This window comes from Enterobacter cloacae complex sp. IR5459, assembly GCF_049238005.1.
GTDB lineage: Bacteria > Pseudomonadota > Gammaproteobacteria > Enterobacterales > Enterobacteriaceae > Enterobacter > Enterobacter hormaechei_C.
In genome coordinates, this window is record NZ_JBMKIG010000001.1 from 328951 (window position 1) to 354791 (window position 25841).

The 25841-nt window shown below is 58.6% G+C and carries 25 protein-coding genes; 22 read left to right on the top strand and 3 right to left on the bottom strand.

The annotated features are described in order from the left end of the window. The first annotated feature begins 78 nt into the window (after nucleotides 1–78). Complete coding sequence (gene speB, locus ACOTX4_RS01590) at nucleotides 79–999, top strand: agmatinase (protein ID WP_017382921.1); 921 nt, start codon at nucleotides 79–81, stop codon at nucleotides 997–999. A gap of 3 nt (nucleotides 1000–1002) precedes the next feature. Here speB and ACOTX4_RS01595 read toward each other — a convergent pair whose 3' ends face one another. After that, entirely contained in the window at nucleotides 1003–2214 is a 1212-nt protein-coding gene (locus ACOTX4_RS01595; RefSeq protein WP_045332930.1) for an MFS transporter, read from the bottom strand. 415 nt (nucleotides 2215–2629) lie between these two features. Between ACOTX4_RS01595 and ACOTX4_RS01600 the strand changes: the two genes are divergently transcribed. The 14 genes from ACOTX4_RS01600 to ACOTX4_RS01665 all read left to right on the top strand — a co-directional run bounded on the left by ACOTX4_RS01600 (nucleotide 2630) and on the right by ACOTX4_RS01665 (nucleotide 15324). Continuing rightward, entirely contained in the window at nucleotides 2630–2953 is a 324-nt protein-coding gene (locus ACOTX4_RS01600; protein WP_003860044.1) for a Rieske (2Fe-2S) protein, read from the top strand. Continuing rightward, nucleotides 2950–3258, top strand: a complete 309-nt coding sequence (locus ACOTX4_RS01605; protein ID WP_003860045.1) for a recombinase-like helix-turn-helix domain-containing protein — start codon at nucleotides 2950–2952, stop codon at nucleotides 3256–3258. Before ACOTX4_RS01600 ends, ACOTX4_RS01605 begins: the two co-directional genes overlap by 4 nt. A 10-nt stretch (nucleotides 3259–3268) precedes the next feature. Beyond that, nucleotides 3269–4291: an aromatic ring-hydroxylating oxygenase subunit alpha gene (locus ACOTX4_RS01610; protein ID WP_003860047.1), complete on the top strand. Its 1023-nt coding sequence runs from the start codon at nucleotides 3269–3271 to the stop codon at nucleotides 4289–4291. After that, on the top strand, nucleotides 4291–5040 hold the full coding sequence (locus ACOTX4_RS01615; RefSeq protein ID WP_003860050.1) for an SDR family oxidoreductase: 750 nt from the start codon (nucleotides 4291–4293) through the stop codon (nucleotides 5038–5040). Before ACOTX4_RS01610 ends, ACOTX4_RS01615 begins: the two co-directional genes overlap by 1 nt. Before the next feature lie 12 nt (nucleotides 5041–5052). Then, a complete protein-coding gene (locus ACOTX4_RS01620) occupies nucleotides 5053–5841 on the top strand; it encodes an IclR family transcriptional regulator (RefSeq protein WP_003860053.1) in 789 nt (262 codons plus the stop codon). A gap of 78 nt (nucleotides 5842–5919) precedes the next feature. Then, the gene (locus ACOTX4_RS01625) at nucleotides 5920–6846 is read left to right on the top strand and encodes a VOC family protein (protein ID WP_003860055.1); all 927 of its coding nucleotides are present in this window, start codon (nucleotides 5920–5922) and stop codon (nucleotides 6844–6846) included. Next, nucleotides 6843–8030, top strand: coding sequence for an NAD(P)/FAD-dependent oxidoreductase (locus tag ACOTX4_RS01630; protein WP_022651824.1), 1188 nt, complete (start codon nucleotides 6843–6845; stop codon nucleotides 8028–8030). The genes ACOTX4_RS01625 and ACOTX4_RS01630 overlap by 4 nt, the downstream gene beginning before the upstream one ends. 25 nt (nucleotides 8031–8055) lie before the next feature. Beyond that, nucleotides 8056–9312, top strand: a complete 1257-nt coding sequence (locus ACOTX4_RS01635; RefSeq protein ID WP_003860059.1) for an MFS transporter — start codon at nucleotides 8056–8058, stop codon at nucleotides 9310–9312. A gap of 10 nt (nucleotides 9313–9322) precedes the next feature. Then, the gene (locus tag ACOTX4_RS01640) at nucleotides 9323–9853 is read left to right on the top strand and encodes a cupin domain-containing protein (RefSeq protein WP_003860061.1); all 531 of its coding nucleotides are present in this window, start codon (nucleotides 9323–9325) and stop codon (nucleotides 9851–9853) included. Between the two features lie 9 nt (nucleotides 9854–9862). Continuing rightward, complete coding sequence (locus tag ACOTX4_RS01645; protein ID WP_022651823.1) at nucleotides 9863–10633, top strand: alpha/beta fold hydrolase; 771 nt, start codon at nucleotides 9863–9865, stop codon at nucleotides 10631–10633. After that, nucleotides 10617–11411 (top strand): SDR family oxidoreductase, encoded by a 795-nt coding sequence (locus ACOTX4_RS01650; RefSeq protein ID WP_045332860.1) that lies wholly within the window; start codon nucleotides 10617–10619, stop codon nucleotides 11409–11411. Before ACOTX4_RS01645 ends, ACOTX4_RS01650 begins: the two co-directional genes overlap by 17 nt. Before the next feature lie 9 nt (nucleotides 11412–11420). Then, nucleotides 11421–12191, top strand: a complete 771-nt coding sequence (locus ACOTX4_RS01655) for an aspartate dehydrogenase (protein WP_045332859.1) — start codon at nucleotides 11421–11423, stop codon at nucleotides 12189–12191. A 9-nt stretch (nucleotides 12192–12200) separates the two neighbouring features. Further along, nucleotides 12201–13670 (top strand): aldehyde dehydrogenase, encoded by a 1470-nt coding sequence (locus ACOTX4_RS01660; protein WP_032667307.1) that lies wholly within the window; start codon nucleotides 12201–12203, stop codon nucleotides 13668–13670. Nucleotides 13671–13683: 13 nt separating this feature from the next. Next, nucleotides 13684–15324 carry a thiamine pyrophosphate-binding protein gene (locus ACOTX4_RS01665; protein ID WP_022651819.1) on the top strand — a complete coding sequence of 547 codons (1641 nt, stop codon included), beginning with the start codon at nucleotides 13684–13686 and terminating at the stop codon, nucleotides 15322–15324. A 45-nt stretch (nucleotides 15325–15369) separates the two neighbouring features. Here the strand turns inward: ACOTX4_RS01665 and ACOTX4_RS01670 are convergent, their stop codons facing one another. Continuing rightward, on the bottom strand, nucleotides 15370–16128 hold the full coding sequence (locus ACOTX4_RS01670) for a M48 family metallopeptidase (protein WP_003860073.1): 759 nt from the start codon (nucleotides 16126–16128) through the stop codon (nucleotides 15370–15372). A 272-nt stretch (nucleotides 16129–16400) separates the two neighbouring features. On the opposite strand from ACOTX4_RS01670, the gene tkt reads away from it, so the two are divergent. From tkt to ACOTX4_RS01705, 7 genes are all read left to right on the top strand, one after another. Further along, nucleotides 16401–18392, top strand: coding sequence for a transketolase (tkt, locus tag ACOTX4_RS01675; protein ID WP_003860074.1), 1992 nt, complete (start codon nucleotides 16401–16403; stop codon nucleotides 18390–18392). 337 nt (nucleotides 18393–18729) lie between these two features. Continuing rightward, on the top strand, nucleotides 18730–19749 hold the full coding sequence (gene epd / locus ACOTX4_RS01680) for an erythrose-4-phosphate dehydrogenase (RefSeq protein WP_003860076.1): 1020 nt from the start codon (nucleotides 18730–18732) through the stop codon (nucleotides 19747–19749). A 49-nt stretch (nucleotides 19750–19798) separates the two neighbouring features. Further along, nucleotides 19799–20962 carry a phosphoglycerate kinase gene (gene pgk, locus ACOTX4_RS01685; RefSeq protein ID WP_003860077.1) on the top strand — a complete coding sequence of 388 codons (1164 nt, stop codon included), beginning with the start codon at nucleotides 19799–19801 and terminating at the stop codon, nucleotides 20960–20962. Nucleotides 20963–21054: 92 nt separating this feature from the next. Further along, nucleotides 21055–22134, top strand: coding sequence for a class II fructose-bisphosphate aldolase (gene fbaA / locus ACOTX4_RS01690; RefSeq protein ID WP_003860079.1), 1080 nt, complete (start codon nucleotides 21055–21057; stop codon nucleotides 22132–22134). Between the two features lie 187 nt (nucleotides 22135–22321). Then, complete coding sequence (locus ACOTX4_RS01695) at nucleotides 22322–23176, top strand: small-conductance mechanosensitive channel MscS (RefSeq protein ID WP_022651818.1); 855 nt, start codon at nucleotides 22322–22324, stop codon at nucleotides 23174–23176. Nucleotides 23177–23321: 145 nt separating this feature from the next. Continuing rightward, a complete protein-coding gene (argO, locus tag ACOTX4_RS01700) occupies nucleotides 23322–23957 on the top strand; it encodes an arginine exporter ArgO (protein WP_039269094.1) in 636 nt (211 codons plus the stop codon). Nucleotides 23958–24049: 92 nt separating this feature from the next. Beyond that, complete coding sequence (locus tag ACOTX4_RS01705; protein ID WP_003860087.1) at nucleotides 24050–24790, top strand: oxidative stress defense protein; 741 nt, start codon at nucleotides 24050–24052, stop codon at nucleotides 24788–24790. Between the two features lie 48 nt (nucleotides 24791–24838). On the opposite strand, the gene argP is transcribed toward ACOTX4_RS01705, so the two are convergent. After that, a complete protein-coding gene (gene argP, locus ACOTX4_RS01710; protein ID WP_003860089.1) occupies nucleotides 24839–25732 on the bottom strand; it encodes a DNA-binding transcriptional regulator ArgP in 894 nt (297 codons plus the stop codon). Nucleotides 25733–25841: the final 109 nt, after the last annotated feature.

Here is a 25841-nt window from a genome sequence, read left to right on the forward strand (position 1 = left end):
TCCTCGTCGGGTTTAACGACGCGGAGGGGATTTTTTTTCATCTGTTTTTAATGTATCGACTTTATAAGAGGTCAGGACATGAGCACTTTAGGTCATCAGTACGATAACTCTCTGGTATCTAACGCGTTTGGTTTTTTACGCCTTCCGATGAACTTCCAGCCGTACGACAGCGATGCGGACTGGGTGATCACCGGCGTACCGTTCGACATGGCAACGTCCGGTCGCGCGGGTGGTCGTCATGGTCCGGCGGCGATCCGTCAGGTTTCCACTAACCTGGCCTGGGAGCACAACCGCTTCCCGTGGAACTTCGACATGCGCGAGCGCCTGAACGTGGTGGACTGCGGCGATCTGGTGTACGCCTTCGGCGACGCGCGTGAGATGAGCGAAAAATTGCAGGCGCACGCCGAGAAGCTGCTGGCGGCCGGTAAACGCATGCTCTCCTTCGGCGGTGACCACTTCGTGACCCTGCCGCTGCTGCGCGCCCACGCGAAGCACTTCGGCAAAATGGCGCTGGTGCACTTCGATGCGCACACCGACACCTACGCGAACGGCTGCGAGTTCGACCACGGCACCATGTTCTACACCGCGCCGAAGGAAGGCCTGATCGATCCGAACCACTCCGTGCAGATCGGCATCCGCACCGAGTTTGACAAAGACAACGGCTTTACCGTGCTGGACGCGGGCCAGGTGAACGATCGCGGCGTGGACGATATTCTGGCTCAGGTTAAGCAGATCGTCGGCGATATGCCTGTCTACCTGACCTTCGACATCGACTGCCTGGATCCGGCATTCGCACCGGGTACCGGTACGCCGGTGATCGGCGGCCTGACATCAGACCGCGCCATCAAGCTGGTGCGCGGCCTGAAGGATCTGAACATCGTCGGGATGGACGTGGTGGAAGTGGCTCCGGCATATGACCAGTCCGAGATCACCGCGCTGGCCGCGGCGACCCTGGCGCTGGAAATGCTCTACATCCAGGCGGCGAAAAAAGGCGAATAAGCCTTACGCGCTGATTGCTGCTGCGCGCCGCATGCGCAGCAGCAACATTCCCCCGGCAAGCAGGGTGATAACCTGCGAAACGACCAGCACCGAAAAGCCTGAACTGACCGACCCCACCGATCTCATCACCATCCCCATCAGCAGCGGAATAAACGCCGCGCAGATATTGCCGATCCCATTGATTATGCCGTAAGCGCTGCCCACCGCTTCCCGCGCGGCGTGATGCTGGATCACCGCCGGAATAGCCGCCCCCTGTAGCCCCCAGAAGACATTAGCCGAAAGCATAAACAGCGCCAGCCAGGCAGGCTGATGGCTGAGCATCAGCGCGACCACGGACAGCGCCGTCATCGCCCCGCCCACCACAAACAGCACCGGTGCCTGTTCCGGACGCATTTTGTCGAGCAGCACGCCGCCCAGAAACTTTGACCCCAGGCTGAGCAGGAAGGGGATCGCCGCAAGCCAGCCCGTGGCATGCAGCGAGAAATGATGCTCGTCGCGCAGCCACGCGGGCAGCCAGGCGCTGCTCCCCCAGAGATAGCTCAGGGTGGCGATTTCAACCACCATGATCCAGCCCAGCAGCGGCGTCTGCCAGGCCAGCGTGAAGGTGTGGACAAACCCCGGTTTTTTCGCGGTCGGGAGCTTGCGCGGCGCGGGCAGAAAACGCCAGATTAAGCTGCCCCCGAGGAGAAGGTTGATTGCCGCCAGTGCATAAAACGATCCGGCCCAGCCCAGATGCGACATCAGCCAGGTCACCAGCGGAAAGCCCACGGCCAGCCCGAGCGAGACGCCCAGCGCGGTCACGGCGTTGGGTTTACCGATCTCTTGCGCGCTAAAGTTATCGCTGATAAAGCGCGTTTTCAGCGAAAATAGCGGACCCTCCGCGATCCCCAGAATCACGCGGGCGATGAGCATTCCCGTCAGCGAGCCGAGCAAAGGCGAAACCGCGCAGACCGCGGCCCAAATCGCAATGCTGCTTAATAATCCCTGCCGATAATGAAGTTTGCTTTCAATAACCGGCGTTAATAATAGAGCGGAAAAACCATAACCCAGAAGAAAGCAGGTCATGAGCATACCCTGTAACATTCTGTTTTCATTTAACTGAAAATGTTCGGCAAATTCCGGGTTTAAAATCATTACCGAGATATTTACCCGATCGACGTACGAAATAATAATGAGTAATAAAAGCGCAATCGTGCCTTGCCATCTTGCCGTCATCATGTCCGCCTTACGTTTTTTGTAACTTATATTTTTCATCAATGTGATTGTCACGGAGCTAAAATGGTTCACCTGTGAAACTCTTTGTTTAGTAAAGATAAATTAAAAATGAGTTTCACAGGTGAAACGCGAAAGAGGTGACGTTCATTTATTTTTAAAGAGTAAAAAGAAAGGAAGTCAATATCTTTTATTCAAAATAAGAGGCCATTAAAAAAACGTATTTCTCACGCTGCAATAATGAAAATTTCATATCGCTGCATTTTTTCGTGATCCCTTGCACACTTAGTTAATTAATTGCTGATCGATTAACAAATTCGTCACATTGTCGCTTGACGAAACATTCATCGCTTTTATATTGACCGTATTAAATAAGAAACAGAGTTTCATATATGAAACAAAAGCCTGGAGGATCGTGATGAGCTGGATAGGCGTATGTGACGCAGAGCAAGTACAGGAAGATTTCCCTTTTAGCGGCAACGTCGACGGTAAAGAGATCGGCGTTTACCTGATCGACGGTGAATATTACGCGCTGGAGGACGTATGCCCGCACGCCTATGCCCTGCTGAGTCAGGGGTTCGTGGAAGACGGCAAGGTGGAATGCCCGCTGCACGAGGCGGTGTTCGACGTCAAAACCGGCCAGTGTCTGCACGGCCCCGGAGGACGCAACCTCAACCGATACCCGGTTCGGGTCTTTGAAAACCAGATTCAGATTACCTTCGTTGAGGAGACCGTGGCATGAGCGACACGCTGAACTACAACCCGGCGCTGCCGGAAAGCCGCCAGTTTACCCCGCCGGCAGAGGGCGGTAATGGCGCCATTCACAAGCCGGGCGAGTACCAGAACCTGATCTGGCAGACCCGCAGCCGCGAGCCGGAAAGCTGGGAAGTGAAGCTGATTGCGACGCTGGAAGATCTCTTCGAGCAGGGCGTTGAAACTCTGCCGGAGCTGGTAAGCGGGCTGAACGCGGTGCGTATGCACGACCAGCAGGGCGAGCCGTGGAGCGACGCCAGTTTCCAGGCATTCTTACAGGTTAACGGCTACTGAGGGCAACGTGATGACGACGACCGTACAACATTATCTGGATAAAGGTCTGCGCGGCCTCTGGTATCCGGTGCTGGCGAGCTGGGAAGTGCAGTCTGCGCCGGTGGGCATCACCCGCCTGGGCGAGCAGATTGTGGTCTGGCGCAATAAAGATGGCCAGGTTCAGGCGCTGGAGGACCGCTGCCCGCACCGCGGCGCGCGCCTGTCGATGGGCTGGAACCTCGGGGACCGCATTGCCTGCTGGTATCACGGCGTAGAGGTGGCGGGCAACGGCGAAGTGAAAGACGTGCCCGCCGTAGATAAATGTCCGCTGGTCGGCCAGCAGTGCGTACGCAGCTATAACGTGCAGGAGGCGCACGGCGCCATCTTCCTCTGGTTTGGCGTCACCGCGGACCAGCAGCCGGACGAGCTGACCTTCCCGGACGAGCTCGCCGATACGGACAGCTTCAGCAACTTCCTCTGCACCGCCGCGTGGAAATGCAATTACCAGTACGCGCTGGAAAACGTGATGGACCCGATGCACGGCACCTATCTGCACTCCTCGTCGCACTCGATGGCGGAAGGGGATCGCAAGGCCGACATGGTGCTCCAGCCGACCAAAACCGGTTTTATTTTCGAGAAGAAAGGGCAGAGCGGCGTCAATTTTGACTGGGTGGAGCTGGGCAACAGCGGCACCTGCTGGATGCGCCTCTCCATTCCGTACAAGAAGCGCTTCGGGCCGGGCGGCCACTTCTTTATCGTCGGCATGGTGGTGCCGGAAGATAACGACAACTGCCGCGTCTTCTTCTGGCGCATTCGCCGGGTGCAGGGCTGGCAGCGCGATATGTGGCGTTTCATGTACCGCAACCGTCTGGAAAAACTGCACTGGGAAGTGCTGGAGCAGGACCGCGTGGTGCTGGAAAGCCTGGCGCCAAACGCGCGCGATCATGAGTACCTGTATCAGCACGACGTCGGTCTTTCGCGCCTGCGCCGCATGATGCAAAAGGCCGCCAAAGAGCAGCTGGCGATGCGTGAAGCACAGCAGGGAGCCGCCTGATGAACGGGCTGCTGAGCGGCAAGCGCATCGTCATAACCGGCGCCGCGCGCGGGCTGGGCTTTCACTTTGCCAAAGCCTGCGCGGAGCAGGGCGCGGCGGTGGTGATGTGCGACATCCTGAAGGGCGAGCTGGCCGAAAGCGCCCACGCCCTGAGCGAGCGGGGCTATGCGATCGAACCGCACGTTATCGATCTGGCCGATCCACAGTCCATTGAGCAGGTGTTCAGCGCCATTGGCGAGCAGGGTCAGATCGATGGCCTGGTGAACAACGCGGCGATGGCGACGGGCGTCGGCGGCAAAAACATGCTCGATTACGATCCGGATCTCTGGGATCGGGTGATGAGCGTCAATGTCAAAGGCACCTGGCTGGTGACGCGCGCCGCCGTGCCGCTGCTGCGTGAAGGGGCGGGCATTGTGAACGTGGCGTCCGACACCGCGCTGTGGGGCGCGCCGCGCCTGATGGCCTACGTCGCCAGCAAGGGGGCCGTCATTGCCATGACCCGATCAATGGCGCGCGAACTGGGTGAAAAGCGTATACGCATTAATGCCATCGCGCCGGGGTTAACCCGCGTCGAGGCGACGGAATATGTCCCCGCCGAACGGCATCAGCTCTACGAAAACGGACGCGCGTTAACCGGCGCGCAGCAGCCGGAAGATGTCACTGGCAGCGTGGTCTGGCTGCTAAGCGATCTGTCTCGGTTCATCACCGGACAGCTGATCCCGGTCAACGGCGGTTTTGTCTTTAACTAAGGTAGGGCGATGATGGCAAACGATCAGGAAGTGAAGTATCTGGTGCCGGGGCTGGAGCGCGGTTTACAGCTGCTGTTGGCCTTTGGCGAGCAGCATCGCGATCTGACTTTTGCCGAGCTGCACCGGCTGGTGGATATGCCGAAGGCGACCGCCTATCGCGTGGTGCAGACGCTGGAGTACATGGGCTTTCTGGAGCGCAACACGCGCACCAATACCTTTTCGCTGGGCATGAACGTGCTGCGTCTTGGCTTTGAGTACATCGCCTCGCTGGACGTGGCGCAGGTCGGCCAGCCGGTGATCGAGCAACTGCGCGACGTGAGCCAGTGCAGCAGCCATCTGGCGATCCGCGACGGGCGCGACATTATATACATCGCCCGCGTCAGCGCCGCCGGGTCGCGTATCAACCAGGTCAGCATTGGTACCCGTCTGCCGGTGCACTGTACCTCGCTGGGCCGCATGCTGTTGACCGATATTTCCCGCGCTGATTTCGAACAGCTGTTCCCGCATGAGCGTCTGCCGGGCAACACGCCGGGGCAGCTTCACGACCGTGAAGCCCTGTGGCAGATGGTGCAGCAGGACAAAGCCCGCGGGTATGTCATCGGCGAATCCTTCTTCCGCCACGGCATCTCTTCCATCGTCTACCCGGTGTATGACCGAAGCGGCCGCGTGGCGGCGGTAGTCAGCATTCTGGTGCCGTCGGAGGAGATCCCGCAGAGCGACCGCGAGCGCCTGCAAAACGAGGTTCGCCTTGCGGCGGATAAAATTTCTGGCTTCTTAGGGTATCTATCACAGGCCAGTTAAATCAGTGAGTTAACGCCAGGCGCTTGACTGCGTCGGGCATGTTTTACGCCCAATCTGGGCCAGATGAGGCAACGAACGATGAGTGTAACCGGAATTGAAAAGCTGGAATTTGGTGTGGAAGACCTGACGCACTGCGCCAAATTTATGCGTGATTTTGGCCTGACGGGCGATGCCAGCGGCCAGCGTTTCACCACCCTGAGCGGCGCGCGCGTGGAGCTTAACCCGATCGACAGCCCCGACCTGCCGCCCGCGTTTGAAGCGGGCAACACCCTGCGCCGCATGACCTGGGCGGTTGCCGCACAGTCCGATCTCGACGCGCTGCGCCCGAAGCTGGCGCAGCAGCCCGGCTTTCGCGAAGTGGGCGACGCGCTGGAATGCCTCGATCCGAACGGCATGACGCTGCGCGTGCAGGTGACCCAGCAGACCGACGTGGAGCTTAACGTCGAGCCAATAAACCAGTGGGGCGACGCCCGCCGTATCGACACGCCCAGCCCGGTTTACGATCGCGCCCAGCCGATCAACGTGGGGCATGTGGTGTTCTTCGTGGAGGAGCTGGCGGCGGTGGAAAAATTCTACCGCGAGGTGCTCGGCTTCCAGGTCTCGGATCGCTATATCAACCGCGCCGTGTTCCTGCGCTGCGGCGTGCGTGGCGGCCATCACAACCTGTTCCTGCTGCAACTGCCGAACCGCAAGCGCGGCCTTAACCACGTGGCCTTCACCGTGCGCGATATCCACGAGGTGATCGGCGGCGGTATCGCGATGAATAAACATGACTGGAGCACCTTTATCGGGCCGGGACGTCATCCGGTGTCGTCGGCGTACTTCTGGTACGTCAACAGCCCGACCGGCGGCGCGTTTGAGTATTACACCAACGATGATTACCTGACGGAAAACTGGCAGCCGCGCGAGCTGGAGCATTCCCTGGTCTCCTTCACCGAGTGGGCGGTGGAAGGCGGGATTGACCACGACACGCGCCGTCAGCAGAAAAAGCCGGAGGCGGTATGACATCGCGCATTGTCATTATCGGCGGCGGCCAGTCAGGCGGCTGGGCGGCGAAAACCCTGCGTGACGAGGGCTTCGACGGCGAGATTTGCGTGGTAGCGGAAGAGGAATGGGATTTCTACGAGCGGCCGCCGCTGTCAAAAGCGTCTCTGCTGGAACCGGACGCGGCGCTCCCAAGGCTGTTTACCGACGAGGTGCAGCAGGCGCTGGACCTGACCTGGTACCGACCGCTGCGCGCTGAATCTGTCGATCGCGATGAAAAAAAAGTCCTTCTTAGCAACGGCGAGCAGCTTAGTTACAACATCCTTTTAATCGCTACCGGCGGTCGGGCGCGCCTGCCTTCGCAGGCGTGGGCCAGCCATCCGCAGGTCTATACCCTGCGCCACTGGCAGGACGCGCAGCGCCTGAAAAGTCGCCTGTCGGAAAGTCACAAACTCGCGATTATCGGCGGCGGCTGGATTGGCCTTGAGATTGCCGCTTCCGCGCGGAAAAGCGGCGTGGCGGTCACGCTGTTCGAGCAGCAGCCTGCGCTGTGCATGCGCTCGGTGAGCGGCGAGGTGTCGCAGCGCCTGGAGGCCATCCACCGCGAGCAGGGGGTGGAGATCCGTACCGGCTGCGGCGCGCTGGAGCTGGAGGACGACGGCGGCCTGCCGGTCGTCCACTGCGACGGCAACCGTGAAACCTTTGATGCAGTGGTGGTGGGGATCGGCGTCGATCTCAATCTGGAGCTGGCGCGTGACGCGGGGCTGAAAACCGGGCGCGGGATCGTGGTGGATGCCCAGGGACGCACCTCGGATCCGTTCATCTTTGCCGCAGGAGATGTCGCCCAGCACCATCACTACGGCTTGTGCATCCAGTCCTGGGCCTTCGCCCAGAATCAGGCGGTGGCGACGGCGAAAGCGATGCTCAATCCCGATGCGCCAGGTTATGACGACGCGCCGTGGCTGTGGTCGGATCAATACCAGCACAACATTCAGATCCTCGGCATTCCGCAGGCAGGCTGCCGAACGATATTGCGTGAAGAGGCGCTGTACTTCTCGCTGGACGACAACGGGCGGCTAACGCAGCTTGTGGCGTTCAACGATGCGCGCACCGTCAAGCTGGCGAAGCGCTGGATGGCGGCGGGGCGGGATCTGTCGGACGTACCGCTTGCCGACCCGACATTTTCACTGATGTCACTGCGATAGCTAACCCGCACCCGTAGGGGGAGAAATGACCACACTAGAGACTAACACCGCGCCGGTTGAGGCGAGCGGTGAGGGGACCCGCACGCCCGAAAAAGCGGTGCGCTGGGCCATCCCGCTGTCGCTGCTGGCCTGCGTGCTGCTGGCCTTTTTCGACAAAATCAGCATCGCGGCGCTCTTTTCAGATACCCATTTCCAGCAGGCGATGGGCATTGATTTCGACACCACGCGCCTCGGCATTCTGATGAGCGCTTTCCTGCTGAGCTACGGCTTCTCATCGGTGTTTTTAAGCGGTTTAGGCGACAAAATCGCGCCGCTGCGCCTGCTCACCGGGATGATGGCAGTGTGGTGCGTGCTGATGGTGGCGATGGGCTTTACCCATAACTACACGCTGATGATCGTCCTGCGTATTCTGCTGGGCGTGGCGGAAGGACCGCTGTTCCCGCTGGCCTTCGCCATTGTGCGCCACAACTTCCCGCAGCATTTGCAGGCGCGCGCCACCATGCTGTGGCTGCTGGGCACCCCGGTGGGCGCGGCGATTGGTTTCCCGCTCTCCCTCTGGCTGCTAAACACCTTTGGCTGGCAGAGCACTTTCTTTGTGATGGCCATGCTTACCGTGCCGGTGCTTATCTTTGTGCGCATTGGTCTGCGCGGTATCCGCCTGGAGGCAAAACCCGGTACCTCGCAGGCATCACAGGACGAGCGGCGCGCCGCACGGCGCGAGCTGTTTGTCAGCCCGCACTTCTGGATCATCTGCATCTTTAACATCGCTTTCCTGACCTACCTGTGGGGCATCAACGGCTGGTTGCCTGGCTACTTAATTAAGGGCAAAGGCATCCACCTGGAGCATGCGGGCTGGCTGTCGTCGATGCCGTTCATCGCCATGCTGGCAGGGGAAGTGATTGGCGCGTGGCTCTCTGACCGGGTCGATAAGCGCGCGGCGGCCTGCTTTATCTCGATGGCGGGGGCGGCGGTAGGCCTGGCGGCGGTGATGCACCTCGACACCCCGCTTGCCATCATTGCGGCGATGAGCTTCAGCACCTTTATGTGGGGCACCGGCGCACCCAACATTTTCGCCCTGCTGGCGAAGGCCACCCATCCCCGGGTGAGCGCCACGGCGGGCGGTATCTTCAACGGGCTGGGAAACTTTGCGGGCGCGCTGTCGCCGGCGGTGATGGGCGCGCTGATCGCCTTTACCCACAGCATGGATTCCGGGCTGATTTTTCTGGCGGTGATGGCGGCGGTGGGCTGCGTCCTGTTACTGCCGCTGCTGAGACGTTACTGAGGAGAGTGTCATGACTGATTCAATCGTAACCAACAAAACAGGCATCAAACCTGACCATCTGACGATGGAAGAGTGGGTCGAGTCGCGCATCGCGCGCTTCGAAGGCCGTAAATACGACTGGAACGCGCTGAAGTTCCAGGCCGATTTTGATCCGAAATATCGCCGGGCGCAGATGCGCTACATCGGCACCGGCGCAACCGGCGTGGCGAACGACACCAATACCGTGCAGGCGGACCATTTTACCTTCTCCACCATGGTGCTGCCGTCGAAGTGCGAAGGACCGCTGCACCTGCACGACGACGTGGAAGAGGTGTTCTTCATGCTCAAGGGGCAGATCACGCTGATGATCCAGGACGGCGACAACTACACCGAAACCGTGCTGCGCGAGCGTGACCTGATCTCCGTTCCGCCGGGCATCTATCGCGGCCTGTTTAACCACGGTGAAGAAGAGGCGCTGATGTGCGTCATGCTGGGGACCAATAAGCCGGAAATCCCGACCTATCCGTCCGATCATCCGCTTTCCAAAGTGAAGCGGAACTAAGGGGGCATGATGACGGGTTTTCGTGAACAGGGAAGCGGCATTCCGCTGATGCTGCTGCACGGGATCAGCTCCGGCGCCGCCTCCTGGCACAAGCAGATGGCGCTGAACGGTTTTCGCGTGCTGGCGTGGGACATGCCGGGCTATGGCGAAAGCCCGATGCTGGCCGTAGCGCGGGCAAACGCGGGGGATTACGCCGACGCGCTGGCGGCCATGCTGGATCGCGCCGGTGTCTGGCAGGCAGTGCTGGTCGGCCATTCCCTGGGGGCGCTGGTGGCCAGCGCCTTTGCGGCAAAGTTCCCGGATCGCGTCATTCATCTGGTGCTGGCCGACGCGGCGCAGGGGTACGGCAATGCCGCGCCGGAGCAGCGGGAGCAGGTCTGGCGCAACCGAGAGCAGCAGATGGCGCTGGGGGGCGAAATCCTCGCCCAGACCCGCGCCCCGAAGCTGCTGCGCCCCGGCGCGCGCGCGGAAGATATCGCCACCGTCGCGGCGGGCATGCGGGTGCTGCGCCCGGAAGGCTACCTTGCCGCCTCGTGGATGCTGGCGCATGACGACATCCACGGCTGGCTGAAGCGTTATTCCGGCAGTTTTGAAGTCTGGTGCGGCGAGCAGGATGCCATCACCCAGCCGGAGCTGGTTCAGGGTCTGGCGCTGCGCTACGGCATGCCGTTTATCGCCATTCCGCAGGCCGGGCACGCCAGCTATCTCGATAACGACGCGTTTTTCAACCAACAGCTTTTACGCATTAACGAAGAGGTGCGCGATGAATGCACAAATTGACGGGCGCGTAGCGGTAGTCACCGGCGGTTCTTCCGGCATTGGCTTTGAAACGCTGCGCCTGCTGCTGGGGGAAGGGGCGAAAGTCGCCTTCTGCGGCCGTGACGAGGACCGGCTCGCCAGCGCCCATGCGACGCTGCAAAACGAATTTCCCCACGGGGAGATTTTCGCTTTCCGCTGCGACGTGCTGAATGCCGACGAAGTTCAGGCCTTCGCGGATGCGGTGCAGGCGCGTTTTGGCGCGGCGGATATGCTGATCAACAACGCCGGGCAGGGCTACGTGGCGCACTTCCATGACACCCCGCGCGAGGCGTGGCTGCACGAAGCCGAACTCAAACTGTTCGGGGTGATTAACCCGGTGCAGGCGTTTCAGCCGCTGCTGGAACGGTCCGACATCGCCTCCATCACCTGCGTGAACTCCCTGCTGGCGCTTCAGCCGGAAGAGCACATGATCGCCACGTCGGCAGCCCGCGCCGCGCTGTTGAACATGACGCTGACGCTCTCGAAAGAGCTGGTGGGCAAAGGGATTCGCGTCAATTCCATACTGCTCGGTATGGTCGAGTCCGGCCAGTGGCAGCGCCGCTTTGAAAGCCGGGCGGATAAAAGCCAGAGCTGGCCGGAGTGGACGGCGGAGATCGCGCGCAAGCGCGGCATTCCGATGGCGCGCCTCGGCAAGCCGCAGGAGCCCGCGCAGGCGCTGCTGTTCCTCGCCTCGCCGCTGGCCTCGTTTACCACCGGCGCGGCGCTGGACGTTTCCGGCGGCTTCTGCCGCCATCTGTAAGGACACATCATGAAAAAGGTAATGTTGATTGGTTTAGGCGCCATGGCGCAGGCGGTGATTGAGCGCCTGCCCGCCGGTGTGGCTATCGGCTGGATCGTGGCGCGCGCGTCTCACCATCCCGCCATTCACGACCAGTTTGGCGATGCGGTTGAGGCGCTGACGTCGCCGATGGCGTGCGCACAAACGCCGGATCTGGTGCTGGAATGCGCCAGCCAGGAGGCGGTGGCCCAGTACGGGGAAGAGATCCTGCGTCGCGGCTGGCATCTGGCCATCATTTCCACCGGCGCGCTGGCGGACAGCGCGCTGGAGCAGCGTCTGCTCGCCGCGGGCGGAAAACTGACCCTGCTTTCCGGTGCGGTGGCCGGTATCGACGGGCTGGCGGCGGCGAAAGAGGGCGGGCTTGAGCGCGTCACCTATCAGTCGCGCAAAAGCCCGGCCAGCTGGCGCGGCAGCTATGCCGAGCAGCTTATCGATCTGAATGCGGTGTCAGAGGCAAAGGTTTTCTTCGAGGGCAGCGCCCGCGAGGCGGCGCGCCTGTTCCCGGCGAACGCCAACGTGGCGGCGACCGTGGCGCTCGGCGGCGTCGGGATGGAGGACACCCGCGTGCAACTGATGGTTGACCCGGCAACGAAACGTAACACCCACACGCTGCATGTCGAAGGATTATTCGGCGAGTTCCATCTGGAACTGAGCGGACTGCCGCTGGCTTCTAATCCTAAAACCTCCACCCTGGCGGCACTGAGCGCGGTGCGCGCCTGCCGCGAGCTGGCCCTGAGCTGAGGAGTGACGATGGACGATCTGAAGATTTTTATCGGCGGCCAGTGGCGACGCGGCGGCGGCAACCCGATGCAGAGCCACTTTCCGGCAGACGGGTCGCTCAACGCGACGCTGAATGCCGCCAGTCTGGATGACCTGGAGGAGGCGGTAGCCGCCGGAGAGCGCGCCTGGCGCGATCCCGCATGGCGTAACAGTCTGCCGCACATGCGCGCGAAGATCCTGCATAAAGTTGCCGATCTTATTGAATCCCGCGTCGATGCGCTGGCGCAGATGCAGAGCCGTGATAACGGCAAGCCGCTGGCGGAAGCGCGCGGGCTGGTGATGAGCGCGGCGGGAACGGCGCGCTACTTTGCCGCCGCCTGCGAGCTGCTGGAAGGGGAACTTCCGACGCCGCGCCAGCCGGATCTGCTGACGCTGAGCTGCTACGAGCCCCTTGGCGTGGTGGCGGCCATCACGCCGTGGAACTCGCCGATTGCCAGCGAAATGCAGAAGGTCGCACCGGCGATTGCCGCCGGGAACGCGGTGATCCTCAAGCCCGCCGAAGCCACGCCGCTGATGGCGCTGGAGCTGGCGCGGATTTTTAAACAGGCCGGGCTGCCCGCCGGGCTGCTGAGTGTCCTGCCGGGCAAAGGCTCGGTGATTGGCGATGCGCTGGCGCGTCATCCTCGCGTGCGGAAAATTTCCTTTACCGGCGGCACCACCACGGGCCGTCATCTGGCGCACGTGGCGGCGGAAAAACTGATCCCGGCCTCGCTGGAACTGGGCGGCAAATCGCCGACCATCGTGCTGGAGGATGCCGATATCGAACAGGCCGCGCGCGGGATCTGCTACGGCATTTTCAGCTCGGCGGGGCAGGCGTGTATCGCCGGGTCGCGGCTGTTTATCCACGAGAGTATTTACGCCCCGCTGATGGCGAGGCTGCTGGAATTAACACGCGGGCTGCGCGTCGGACATCCGTTTACCGACGGCGTCCATGTAGGACCGCTGATCAACGAAAAACATCGCCAGAGCGTGATCCAGTACGTCGAACTGGCGAAGCGTGAAGGGGGCCGCGTGCTGTGCGGCGGCGAGATCCCCGCCGATCCCGCTCTGGTAAACGGCAGCTTCTTTCTGCCAACCATTATCGAAGGGCTGAGCAACAGCGCCCGCGCCTGTCAGGAAGAGATCTTCGGCCCGGTGCTGGTGGCGATGCCGTTTGGCGATGAAGCCACGCTTATCCACGAGGCGAACGACTCGGTGTACGGCCTGGCGGCGGGGATCTGGACGCGCGATACCGGTCGCGCCCTGCGTCTCAGCGAGCAGCTGGAGGCAGGCACGGTGTGGATCAACACCTACAAGGTTTTTGCGATTTCGACCCCGTTCGGGGGCTTTAAAGAGAGCGGTCTGGGCCGCGAGAAGGGTATCCAGGGGCTGAAAGCCTGGATGCAACAAAAGAGCATTTATCTGGCGACGGGTAACAGCGTCAACCACTGGTGCGACTGAGAAAGGGTGAGCAATGAGCGAAATGATAACCGTCGGCGACGCCATCGCCAGAACGCTGGAGCAGTATCAGGTTGAGGCCATCTACGGCGTCATCTCCATTCACAACCTGCCGATCGCGGATGCGGTTGGGCAGCGGGGCAATATCCGCTTTGTGCCCGCGCGCGGTGAAGCCGGTTCCGTCACCATGGCCGATGCTCACGGGCGCTTTTCCGGCCTCGGCGTGGCGCTGACCAGCACCGGCGCGGGGGCCGGGAACGCGGTAGGCGCGCTGGTGGAAGCCATGAATGCCTGCACGCCGCTGCTGCATTTAACCGGGCAGGTTGAGAAAGCCTGGCTGGACGCCGACACCGGGTTTATCCATGAAACCCGTGACCAGCTGACCTTCCTGAAGGCCAGCTCAAAACGGGCGTACCGCATCAGCAATGCGAATCAGGCGATAGCGATTCTGCATAAAGCCATCCAGGACGCGCAGACCCCGCCGTGCGGACCGGTCTCGGTGGAAATCCCGATTGATATTCAGAGCGCCAAAATTCCGCTGTCGCTGGTAACCGCTCCGATCAAACCGGTATCGGCACCGGCCGTGGATACCGGAATGGTTGACGCGCTGTGGGCGCAGCTCAAACAGGCGAAACAGCCGCTGCTGTGGCTGGGCGGCGGGGCGCTGGGTAGCGCTGAGGCAGTGAAAAAACTGGCGGATGCGGGCATCACCGTGATTTCCAGCACCCACGCGCGCGGCGTGCTGCCGGACAACCACCGCGCCAGCCTTCGCGCGTTCCATAATTCGCCGTCGGTTGAGGCGCTGATTGCGCAGTGTGATTTTACGTTGGTGGCCGGTTCTCGCCTGCGCAGCAACGAAACCCGATCCTGGACGCTTGAGCTGCCTTCCCCGCGGGTGCAGCTCGATATCGACCCGGCGGCAGCAAGCCGTAACTATCTGATGGATAGCACGTTGATAGCCGATTGTTCCGCGCTGCTTGGCGCGCTGGCTGAAAAAGTGCAGGGCCGCGAGTGGGGCAACGCCCAGTGGGATACGCAGGTACAGCAGGCTGTCGGGCAAGCTGAGCAGGGGCTGCGCGAGCAGTGCGGCGCCTATGCGAAGCTTAACGACGCCATTGAGAAAGCCCTGCCGAAAGACGGCCTGCTGGTGCGCGATATCACCGTGTCCGGCAGCCTGTGGGGTAGCCGCCTGTTCAGGGCTAACGGTCCGCTGATGAATATTCACTCCCTCGCCGGGGCGATTGGCATGGGCCTGCCGATGGCTATCGGCACCGCGATTGCCAACCCACAGCGCAAGGTGGTGGGGCTGGTGGGCGACGGCGGCCTGAGCCTCAATTTAGGCGAACTGGCGACGCTGGCGCAGGAGAAAGCCAACGTGACGCTGCTGATCATGAACGACGGGGGCTACGGCGTAATGCGTGGTATTCAGGATAAATATTTTGGCGGGCGTCAGTATTATAACGCGCTGCATACGCCGGATTTTACCCTGCTGGCGCAGGCGATTGGTCTACAGGCCTGGAGCGTTGAGCAGGCCGAGGATTTTGACGCGGTGATGATGGAAGCGTTAGCGATGCCGGGGCCGTCGGTGGTAGAGGTGCGGATGGGGCAGATTGGCGCCCTTAAGTTTGCCGGGCCGCCACAGAAAACGCTGTACTGATTGAGTCTTGTTGCCCGGTAGCGCGGCGCGCACCGGGCCGGAGTATTATTTAATACCGTCTGCCGCCATGCGGTCACGGATATGCTGCGCGCGTTCAACGGAGGCCGGGTGATCGTCAAACATGGAGCTTTGACGGCCTTCCTCCAGTTTCGCCAGTTTTTCGAAGCTGGTGGCTAAACCTGATGGATTGATGCCGCGTTTGCGCAACAGATCGTAAGAGTAGTCATCCGCTTCCGACTCCTGACGCTGGGAGAACTGGGAGTTAACCAGTTTCTCACCCACGTCGCCCAGCTGCGACTGGGACAGGCTGCCGACAATGCCGCCCGCAGAGGCCGCCGCTGCACGCACGGCATTGGTGCCCAGCGCAACCTGCATCCCTTTCTTCACGTGACCCAGAGCAACGTGACCCATTTCATGGCCGATCACCGCTTCCACTTCGTTGTCGGTCATCATGTCCATCAGGCCGCTGTATACGCGGATACAGCCGTTAGCCATCGCGAAGGCGTTCACGTCTTTCGCCATATACACCTTGTAGTTCACCGGCTGACCGTTAATGTTGTCGCCCAGCGCGGAAGCAATCTTGTTCAGACGCTGCGTGTAGGTGCTGTTTGCCGGGGCAAGCGTAGCTTTTCCATCCATATCCTTACAGGCCTCGTCGCTCAGCGCTTTCACCTGCGCATCGCTCAGTGAGTAGGCCTGAAAAGCTTCTGCGCCTGAGGTCATCAGGCCGTTAGAATCCATATTCTGACAGCCGCTTAGCAGGAGCGTTGTTCCCACAGCCAGCCCGATTGCACGCATTTTCATGATGTTGCTTCCGTACTCGTTAATCTGAATTAATTCCGAAAAATGCACCGTCAACGAAGCCGGTGTCGGGCTAAGTATAAGGAATATCTACAGGGGCGGGCGAGCAGATTGCGCAACATGCGAGCATGATCCAGAGATTTCTTAAGCAGCAAAAGAATGCTCCATGTACATGCCCTGCGGCTTGGGTTACATTGTTGGCACTTTTTTCCGGCGTAGCCCAAAACGCGCTGTCGTCAAGGGCATGGCCTTTAACAGTCCGATCTGGAGTTAAAATGTCCTCACGTAAAGAGCTTGCTAATGCTATTCGTGCGCTGAGCATGGACGCAGTACAGAAAGCCAAATCCGGCCACCCGGGCGCCCCTATGGGCATGGCTGACATCGCCGAAGTCCTGTGGCGTGATTTCCTGAACCATAACCCGCAGAACCCGGCATGGGCAGACCGCGACCGTTTCGTGCTGTCTAACGGCCACGGCTCTATGCTGATCTACAGCCTGCTGCACCTCACCGGCTACGATCTGCCAATCGAAGAGCTGAAAAACTTCCGTCAGCTGCACTCCAAAACTCCAGGTCACCCGGAAGTGGGCTACACCGCTGGCGTTGAAACCACTACCGGTCCGCTGGGTCAGGGCATCGCTAACGCCGTAGGTATGGCGATTGCAGAGAAGACCCTGGCGGCGCAGTTTAACCGTCCTGGCCACGACATCGTTGACCACTTCACCTACGCCTTCCTGGGCGACGGCTGCATGATGGAAGGCATTTCTCACGAAGTGTGCTCCCTGGCAGGCACCCTGAAGCTGGGTAAACTGGTTGCGTTCTACGACGACAACGGTATCTCCATCGACGGTCATGTTGAAGGCTGGTTCACTGACGACACCGCAGCACGTTTCGAAGCCTACGGCTGGCACGTTGTGCGCGGCGTTGATGGCCACGATGCTGACTCGATTAAACGTGCCGTAGAAGAAGCGCGCGCCGTGACCGACAAACCGTCCCTGCTGATGTGCAAAACCATCATCGGCTTCGGTTCTCCGAACAAAGCGGGCACTCACGACTCCCACGGCGCACCGCTGGGCGACGCGGAAATTGCACTGACCCGTGAAGCGCTGGGCTGGAAACACCCTGCCTTCGAAATCCCGTCTGAAATCTACGCTCAGTGGGATGCGAAAGAAGTGGGTCAGGCGAAAGAAGCGGCCTGGAACGAGAAGTTCGCGGCTTACGCGAAAGCCTTCCCACAGGAAGCGGCTGAGTTCACCCGTCGTATGAAAGGTGACATGCCGTCTGACTTCGACGCCAAAGCGAACGAGTTCATCGCGAAGTTGCAGGCGAACCCAGCCAAGATCGCCAGCCGTAAAGCATCTCAGAATGCGATCGAAGCGTTTGGCCCTCTGCTTCCAGAATTCCTCGGCGGCTCCGCTGACCTGGCGCCATCAAACCTGACCCTGTGGTCCGGATCTAAGCCAATCAACGAAGATACTGCCGGTAACTACATCCATTACGGTGTACGTGAGTTCGGTATGACTGCGATTGCCAACGGTATCGCTCTGCACGGTGGTTTCCTGCCGTACACTTCTACCTTCCTGATGTTTGTGGAATATGCACGTAACGCCGTGCGTATGGCTGCGCTGATGAAACAGCGTCAGGTGATGGTCTACACCCACGACTCCATCGGTCTGGGCGAAGATGGTCCAACTCACCAGCCAGTAGAGCAGGTGGCTTCCCTGCGCGTGACCCCGAACATGAGCACATGGCGTCCATGTGACCAGGTTGAATCTGCGGTGGCGTGGAAATACGGCGTTGAGCGTCAGGACGGTCCAACCGCGCTGATCCTCTCCCGTCAGAACCTGGCGCAGCAGGAGCGTACTCCAGAGCAGCTGGCGAACATCGCACGCGGTGGTTACGTGCTGAAAGATTGCGCGGGCCAGCCTGAGCTGATCTTCATCGCCACCGGTTCAGAAGTTGAACTGGCTGTAGCAGCATGGGAAAAACTGACTGCCGAAGGCGTGAAGGCGCGTGTGGTTTCCATGCCGTCTACCGATGCGTTCGACAAGCAGGATGCCGCGTACCGCGAATCCGTACTGCCTAAAGCGGTCTCCGCTCGCGTGGCAGTGGAAGCGGGTATCGCAGACTACTGGTTCAAATACGTGGGTCTGAACGGCGCTATCGTCGGGATGACCACGTTTGGTGAGTCTGCGCCAGCTGAACAGCTGTTTGAAGAGTTCGGCTTCACCGTTGAAAACGTTGTCGCTAAGGCGAAAGAACTGCTGTAATTGTTTGTCCGGTGCGGGCTGATGCCCTCACCCTGGCTCTCTCCCACGGGGAGAGGGAGAATAAAGTAGGCCGGGTAAGCGCTAACGCGCCACCCGGCTTTTTTGTAAGCATTATTCCACCCAAAATGTGACGCAAGTCATATAGCTCGCTTATTCATCTGGACAGACATTCCTTTTATTCCCCGATTCGCTTATTCTTGCTGAAGCGTTTCAGTCGATTAAATGTTCGACAATTGACCAATCAATCGCAGTTTGTGACAGCAAGGATTCCCCTTCGGGCGTCGCTGGATTACTCTTTCAGCCACCTCAAACTCAGGGATAGCTTTGCAGGAGATCTATGACCGTACGCGTAGCGATTAATGGCTTCGGTCGCATCGGGCGCAACGTGGTTCGTGCTTTATATGAATCCGGGCGTCGTGCGGAAATCACCGTGGTGGCAATCAATGAACTGGCGGATGCTGCGGGCATGGCGCATTTGTTGAAATATGACACCAGCCACGGTCGCTTTGCCTGGGACGTTCGCCAGGAAAGGGAACAGCTGTTCGTCGGTGACGATGCCATCCGCGTGCTGCATGAGAACAGTATTGAAGGGCTGCCCTGGCGCGAACTGGGTGTGGATGTGGTGCTGGACTGTACCGGCGTGTACGGTAACCGTGAACATGGCGAAGCGCATCTGAATGCTGGCGCGAAAAAAGTGCTGTTCTCCCATCCCGGCAGTAACGACCTCGACGCCACCGTCGTGTTTGGTGTTAACCAGCACGAGCTGCACGCTGAACACCGCATTGTCTCCAACGCCTCCTGCACCACCAACTGCATTATTCCGGTCATTAAACTGTTAGACGATGCTTATGGCATTGAATCCGGCACCGTGACCACGATTCACTCCGCCATGCACGATCAGCAGGTAATCGACGCCTACCATCCGGATTTACGACGCACTCGCGCGGCGAGCCAGTCAATCATTCCGGTGGATACGAAACTGGCTGCCGGGATCACCCGTATTTTCCCGCAGTTTAACGATCGTTTTGAAGCGATTGCCGTGCGCGTTCCGACCATAAACGTCACCGCAATCGATCTTAGCGTGACGGTGAAAAAACCGGTAAAAGCCTGTGAAGTCAACCTGTTGCTGCAAAAAGCGGCACAGGGAGCATTTCATGGTATAGTTGACTATACGGAATTACCGTTGGTCTCAGTAGATTTTAACCACGACCCGCATAGCGCCATCGTGGATGGCACGCAGACGCGAGTCAGTGGTGCGCACCTCATCAAGACGCTGGTCTGGTGTGATAACGAATGGGGCTTTGCTAACCGAATGCTCGACACCACGTTAGCCATGGCCGCGAAAGGTTTCAGGTAGAGCGCACCTTGCGCTTGCAAAACTTTAAGAATCAACGAGAGGATTCACCATGTCTGTAATTAAGATGACCGATCTGGATCTGGCAGGTAAACGCGTTTTCATCCGTGCCGATCTGAACGTACCGGTTAAAGATGGCAAAGTGACCAGCGACGCGCGTATCCGTGCATCTCTGCCAACCATTGAACTGGCTCTGAAGCAGGGCGCTAAAGTGATGGTCACCTCCCACCTGGGCCGTCCAACTGAAGGCGAGTACAACGAAGAGTTCTCTCTGCTGCCGGTTGTTAATTACCTGAAAGACAAACTGTCCAGCCCGGTTCGCCTGGTGAAAGATTACCTGGACGGCGTGGAAGTTGCCGAAGGTGAGCTGGTTGTTCTGGAAAACGTTCGCTTCAACAAAGGCGAAAAGAAAGACGACGAAACCCTGTCCAAAAAATACGCTGCGCTGTGCGACGTATTCGTGATGGATGCATTCGGTACGGCTCACCGTGCGCAGGCATCTACCCACGGTATCGGTAAATTCGCAGACGTCGCCTGTGCAGGTCCGCTGCTGGCTGACGAACTGGAAGCGCTGGGTAAAGCACTGAAAGAACCTGCTCGTCCAATGGTCGCTATCGTTGGTGGTTCTAAAGTTTCTACCAAACTGACCGTACTGGATTCTCTGTCCAAAATCGCTGACCAGCTGATCGTTGGCGGTGGTATCGCGAACACCTTCGTTGCTGCGCAAGGCCACAACGTGGGTAAATCCCTGTACGAAGCGGATCTGGTTGACGAAGCCAAACGTCTGCTGGGTACCTGTGATATCCCGGTTCCAACTGACGTTCGCGTGGCAACCGAGTTCTCCGAAACTGCTACCGCAACCCTGAAATCTGTTAACGACATCAAAGATGAAGAGCAGATTCTGGACCTGGGCGACGTTTCTGCACAGAAACTGGCTGAAATCCTTAAAAACGCAAAAACTATCCTGTGGAACGGTCCTGTCGGCGTGTTCGAATTCCCGAACTTCCGCAAAGGGACTGAGATCGTGGCTAACGCAATCGCAGACAGCGAAGCGTTCTCTATCGCAGGCGGTGGTGACACCCTGGCAGCAATCGACCTGTTCGGTATCGCTGACAAGATCTCCTACATCTCCACTGGTGGCGGCGCATTCCTCGAATTCGTGGAAGGCAAAGTTCTGCCAGCAGTAGCAATGCTCGAAGAGCGCGCTAAGAAGTAAGCCATTCAGGGGCAGGGAAACCTGCCCAATTTTCAGCGCGCTTATCAGAGCTCGCACCATTTCTAACGGCCGAAGATACAGGACTAAGCAACATGTCTAAAATTTTTGATTTCGTAAAACCTGGCGTTATCACTGGTGATGACGTACAGAAAGTGTTCCAGGTAGCTAAAGAAAACAACTTCGCTCTGCCAGCAGTTAACTGCGTGGGTACCGACTCCATCAACGCCGTACTGGAAACTGCTGCTAAAGTTAAAGCTCCAGTTATCGTTCAGTTCTCTAACGGCGGCGCTGCGTTCATCGCAGGTAAAGGCGTGAAAACTGACATTCCTCAGGGTGCTGCAATCCTGGGCGCTATCTCTGGCGCACATCACGTTCACCAGATGGCTGAGCACTACGGTGTTCCGGTTATCCTGCACACTGACCACTGCGCGAAAAAACTGCTGCCATGGATCGACGGTCTGCTGGACGCAGGTGAAAAACACTTCGCAGCAACCGGTAAGCCACTGTTCTCTTCTCACATGATCGACCTGTCCGAAGAGTCTCTGGAAGAAAACATCGAGATCTGCTCTAAGTACCTGGCGCGTATGTCCAAAATGGGCATGACCCTGGAAATCGAACTGGGTTGCACCGGCGGTGAAGAAGATGGTGTGGACAACAGCCACATGGACGCTTCTGCACTGTACACTCAGCCAGAAGACGTTGATTACGCTTACACCGAGCTGAGCAAAATCAGCCCACGCTTCACTATCGCAGCGTCCTTCGGTAACGTACACGGCGTATACAAACCAGGTAACGTGGTTCTGACCCCGACCATCCTGCGTGATTCTCAGGAATACGTGTCCAAAAAACACAACCTGCCGCACAACAGCCTGAACTTCGTCTTCCACGGCGGTTCCGGTTCTTCTGCTCAGGAAATCAAAGATTCCGTAAGCTACGGCGTAGTGAAAATGAATATCGATACCGACACCCAATGGGCAACCTGGGACGGTATCCTGCAATACTACAAAACCAACGAAGCTTACCTGCAAGGTCAGCTGGGCAACCCGAAAGGCGAAGACCAGCCGAACAAGAAATACTACGATCCACGCGTATGGCTGCGCGCTGCCCAGACTTCTATGATTACTCGTCTGGAGCAGGCATTCAAAGAACTGAACGCGGTTGACGTTCTGTAATTTGAGCTGTTCATAGCGTCAAGAAGGTCCGCATATGCGGGCCTTTTTTTATGCTTTTTCAATATCCTGCAATACCTGATTTTGTGATCTGTTTGGCAAAGCCGGTGCTTTTTGTTTACCCTTTACTGACCTGCCTGTCTCCATGGGGGATGGATTTTGTGTTTTGGTTTAACAAAAGGAAGAATAAATGGAACAACTTGATGTTGTAGACAGCATCAATAACGCGGGTAACTGGCTGGTGCGCAACCAGGCGCTACTGCTGAGCTACGCCGTGAATATTGTTGCCGCTATTGCCATCATCATTGTCGGGATGATCGTGGCGCGTATCGTTTCGAACGCTGTCAACCGGGTGATGGTCGCACGACACATTGATGCCACAGTCGCCGATTTCCTCTCCGCGCTGGTCCGTTACGGCATTATCGCCTTTACGCTGATTGCGGCGCTGGGGCGTGTCGGCGTGCAGACGGCATCCGTCATCGCTGTGCTCGGTGCTGCCGGTCTGGCCATTGGTCTGGCATTGCAGGGTTCGCTGTCTAACCTGGCGGCGGGCGTATTGCTGGTGACCTTCCGTCCGTTCCGTTCCGGTGAGTATGTGGATCTGGGCGGTATTGCCGGTACCGTGTTGCAGGTTCAGATTTTCTCCACGACCCTGCGTACCGTGGATGGTCGCATTGTGGTAGTCCCGAACGGGAAAATCATTGCGGGCAATATCATTAACTTCTCCCGCGAGCCGGTGCGTCGTAACGAGCTGATCATCAGCGTGGCGTACGACTCCGATATCGATCAGGTTAAGTCTCTGATTACCAACATCATTGCTTCAGATGACCGTATTCTGAAGGACCGCGAGCAGACCGTTCGTCTGAATGAGCTGGGCGCGTCATCTATTAATTTTGTGGTGCGCATCTGGAGCAAAAGCAGCGATCTTCAAAACGTTTACTGGGATGTGCTGGAGCGCATCAAGCGTGATTTCGATGCCAACGGCATCAGCTTCCCGTACCCGCAGATGGACGTAAACGTCAAAAAAGTCAAAGAAGCAGAGTAACGTCTCCCGTAGGCCCGGTAAGCGTCAGCGACACCGGGCTTTTCTTTTATTAGCCCAGCTAATCCCCAATTAATATTATCCATTTCCTCTAATGACGTTCCCGCAGTATAGTCTGCCTCCAGGACAACTCTGCGAGAATTACGTCATGTTATCTTATTATTTTCAGGGGCTTGTGTTAGGTGCGGCCATGATCCTTCCCCTTGGTCCACAAAATGCGTTCGTGATGAACCAGGGCATTCGCCGCCAGTATCATCTGATGATTGCCCTGCTGTGTGCGGTGAGCGATCTGCTGCTGATTTGCGCCGGGATTTTTGGCGGCAGCGCCCTGTTGATGCAGTCGCCGTGGCTGCTGGCGCTGGTTACCTGGGGCGGCGTAGCGTTTCTGCTGTGGTACGGGTTTGGTGCCCTGAAAACGGCCATGAGCAGCAATCTTGAGCTGGCGAGCGCCGAAGTGATGAAGCAGGGGCGCTGGAAGATTATCGTCACCATGCTCGCCGTAACGTGGCTTAACCCGCACGTCTACCTTGATACCTTTGTGGTGCTGGGCAGCCTGGGCGGACAGCTGGACGTTGAGCCGAAACGCTGGTTTGCGCTCGGTACGGTCAGCGCCTCCTTCCTCTGGTTCTTTGGTCTTGCGATCCTGGCGGCATGGCTGGCACCACGACTGCGTACCGCCAAAGCGCAGCGCATTATCAATACCCTGGTGGGGCTGGTGATGTGGTTTATTGCCTTCCAGTTGGCGAAAGAGGGCATTCATCACGTACAGGGATTGTTCAACTAAGCGTTGTCTTATGGACATCTGAACAAGACCCGCTAAGCTTGCTGGCATGAGCCCTGTTAACAGGGCACTCTTCGCAACATGGAGGAATGACAGTGAAGTTTAAGGTGATGGCCCTGGCGGCATTAGTAAGTTTAGGTGCGGTGTCGGTGCAGGCGAATGAACTGCCAAACGGCCCGCACATTGTCACTTCAGGCACGGCAAGTGTGGATGCGGTACCCGATGTTGCAACCCTGGCAATTGAAGTGAACGTGGCGGCGAAAGATGCTGCTTCCGCCAAGAAACAGGCAGACGATCGTGTTGCGCAATACCTCTCTTTCCTAGAACAGAACGGTGTCGCGAAAAAAGACATCAGCTCTGCGAACCTGCGTACCCAACCGGATTACGACTACCAGAACGGCAAAAGCATCCTGAAAGGCTATCGCGCCGTGCGTACTGTGGAAGTGACTGTACGCCAGCTTGATAAGCTCAACGGATTGCTGGATGGTGCGCTGAAGGCAGGGCTGAACGAAATTCGTTCCGTCTCGCTGGGCGTTGCGCAACCGGAAAAATATAAAGACGAAGCGCGTAAAGCGGCAATTGATGATGCCATTCATCAGGCGCAGCAGCTGGCATCCGGCTTCAAGAGCAAGCTCGGTCCGGTTTACAGCGTCCGTTACCACGTTTCAAACTACCAGCCAAGCCCGATGGTGCGGATGATGAAGGCGGACGCCGCGCCGGTTTCTGCTCAGGAAACCTACGAGCAGCCAACCATTCAGTTCGACGATCAGGTTGATGTGGTGTTCCAGCTGGAGCCAACTCAAACTCAGCAAACTGAGGCGGCTAAGGCGCAGTAGTTTGCCCTCACCCTAACCCTCTCCCACAGGGAGAGGGAATTCAAGCGATTAATCCTGTCTCAACACCTTATGCCCAAACGCCAGTAGCGCGTCGGTGACGTTGCGCATCATGCGGCTTTCCGGGGCAAAACGGTGCCAGTAGAGCATCCGGCGCTGATACAGCCCCGGGGTTAAATCAATCAGCTCACCACTTTTCAACTCTTTCTCAATCTGCAAATGCGGGATCATGCAGCAGGTCGTGCCCTGACGCGCGAGCTGTACGAAGGCTTCGGACGAGTTAACGATATGACACGGCACGCTGCCCGGCGGCAAATCGAAGTTTTGTTGCAGGAAGGCCTGATGCATATCGTCCAGATGGTCGAACGCGACGGCAGGGGCTTTCAGCAGCGCGGCGCGAGTCACGCCGTTCGGGAAGTAGCGCTCGGCAAAGGCTTTTGAACCGACAAACAGGTAATCCAGCGCGCCCAGCTGATCCACCAGACAGCTTGGCAGCGCCTGCGGCTGAATACTGACCGCCCCAACCACTTCGCCACGGCGCAGGCGTTCCTGAGTGCGGGTCTCGTCTTCAACCTGAAGGTTCAGGCGGATTGGGGAGTCGGCCAGCACCGGCGCAAGGGCCGGCAGCAGCCAGGTTGCCAGACTGTCGGCGTTCACCGCCAGCGACAGCAGCAGCGGCGTGGAGCCGGTTTGTTCATCGCCCAGCCATTCATCTTCCAGCAGTTCAACCTGACGCAGCAGGGCGAGGAGCTTTTGTCCTTGCTCTGTCGGACGCGGCGGTACGGTACGCACCAGCAGCGGCTGCCCGAACATGTTTTCAAGCTGTTTGATACGCTGTGATACGGCGGACTGGGTGATGCACAGCTTTTGCGCCGCGCGCTCAAAACCGCGTTCACGAATAACTGCATCAAGTGCCTGTAGTGTTCTGTAGTCCGGACGTTTCATTGCTCTGGCTGACTCCTTAATTTTGCTTAATCTGCACTATGACACAATTTTCCCTTCGTGGCAGACGAAATCCATTCGACGTGTTCTATAATGCGCCCTGAGTTTTCAC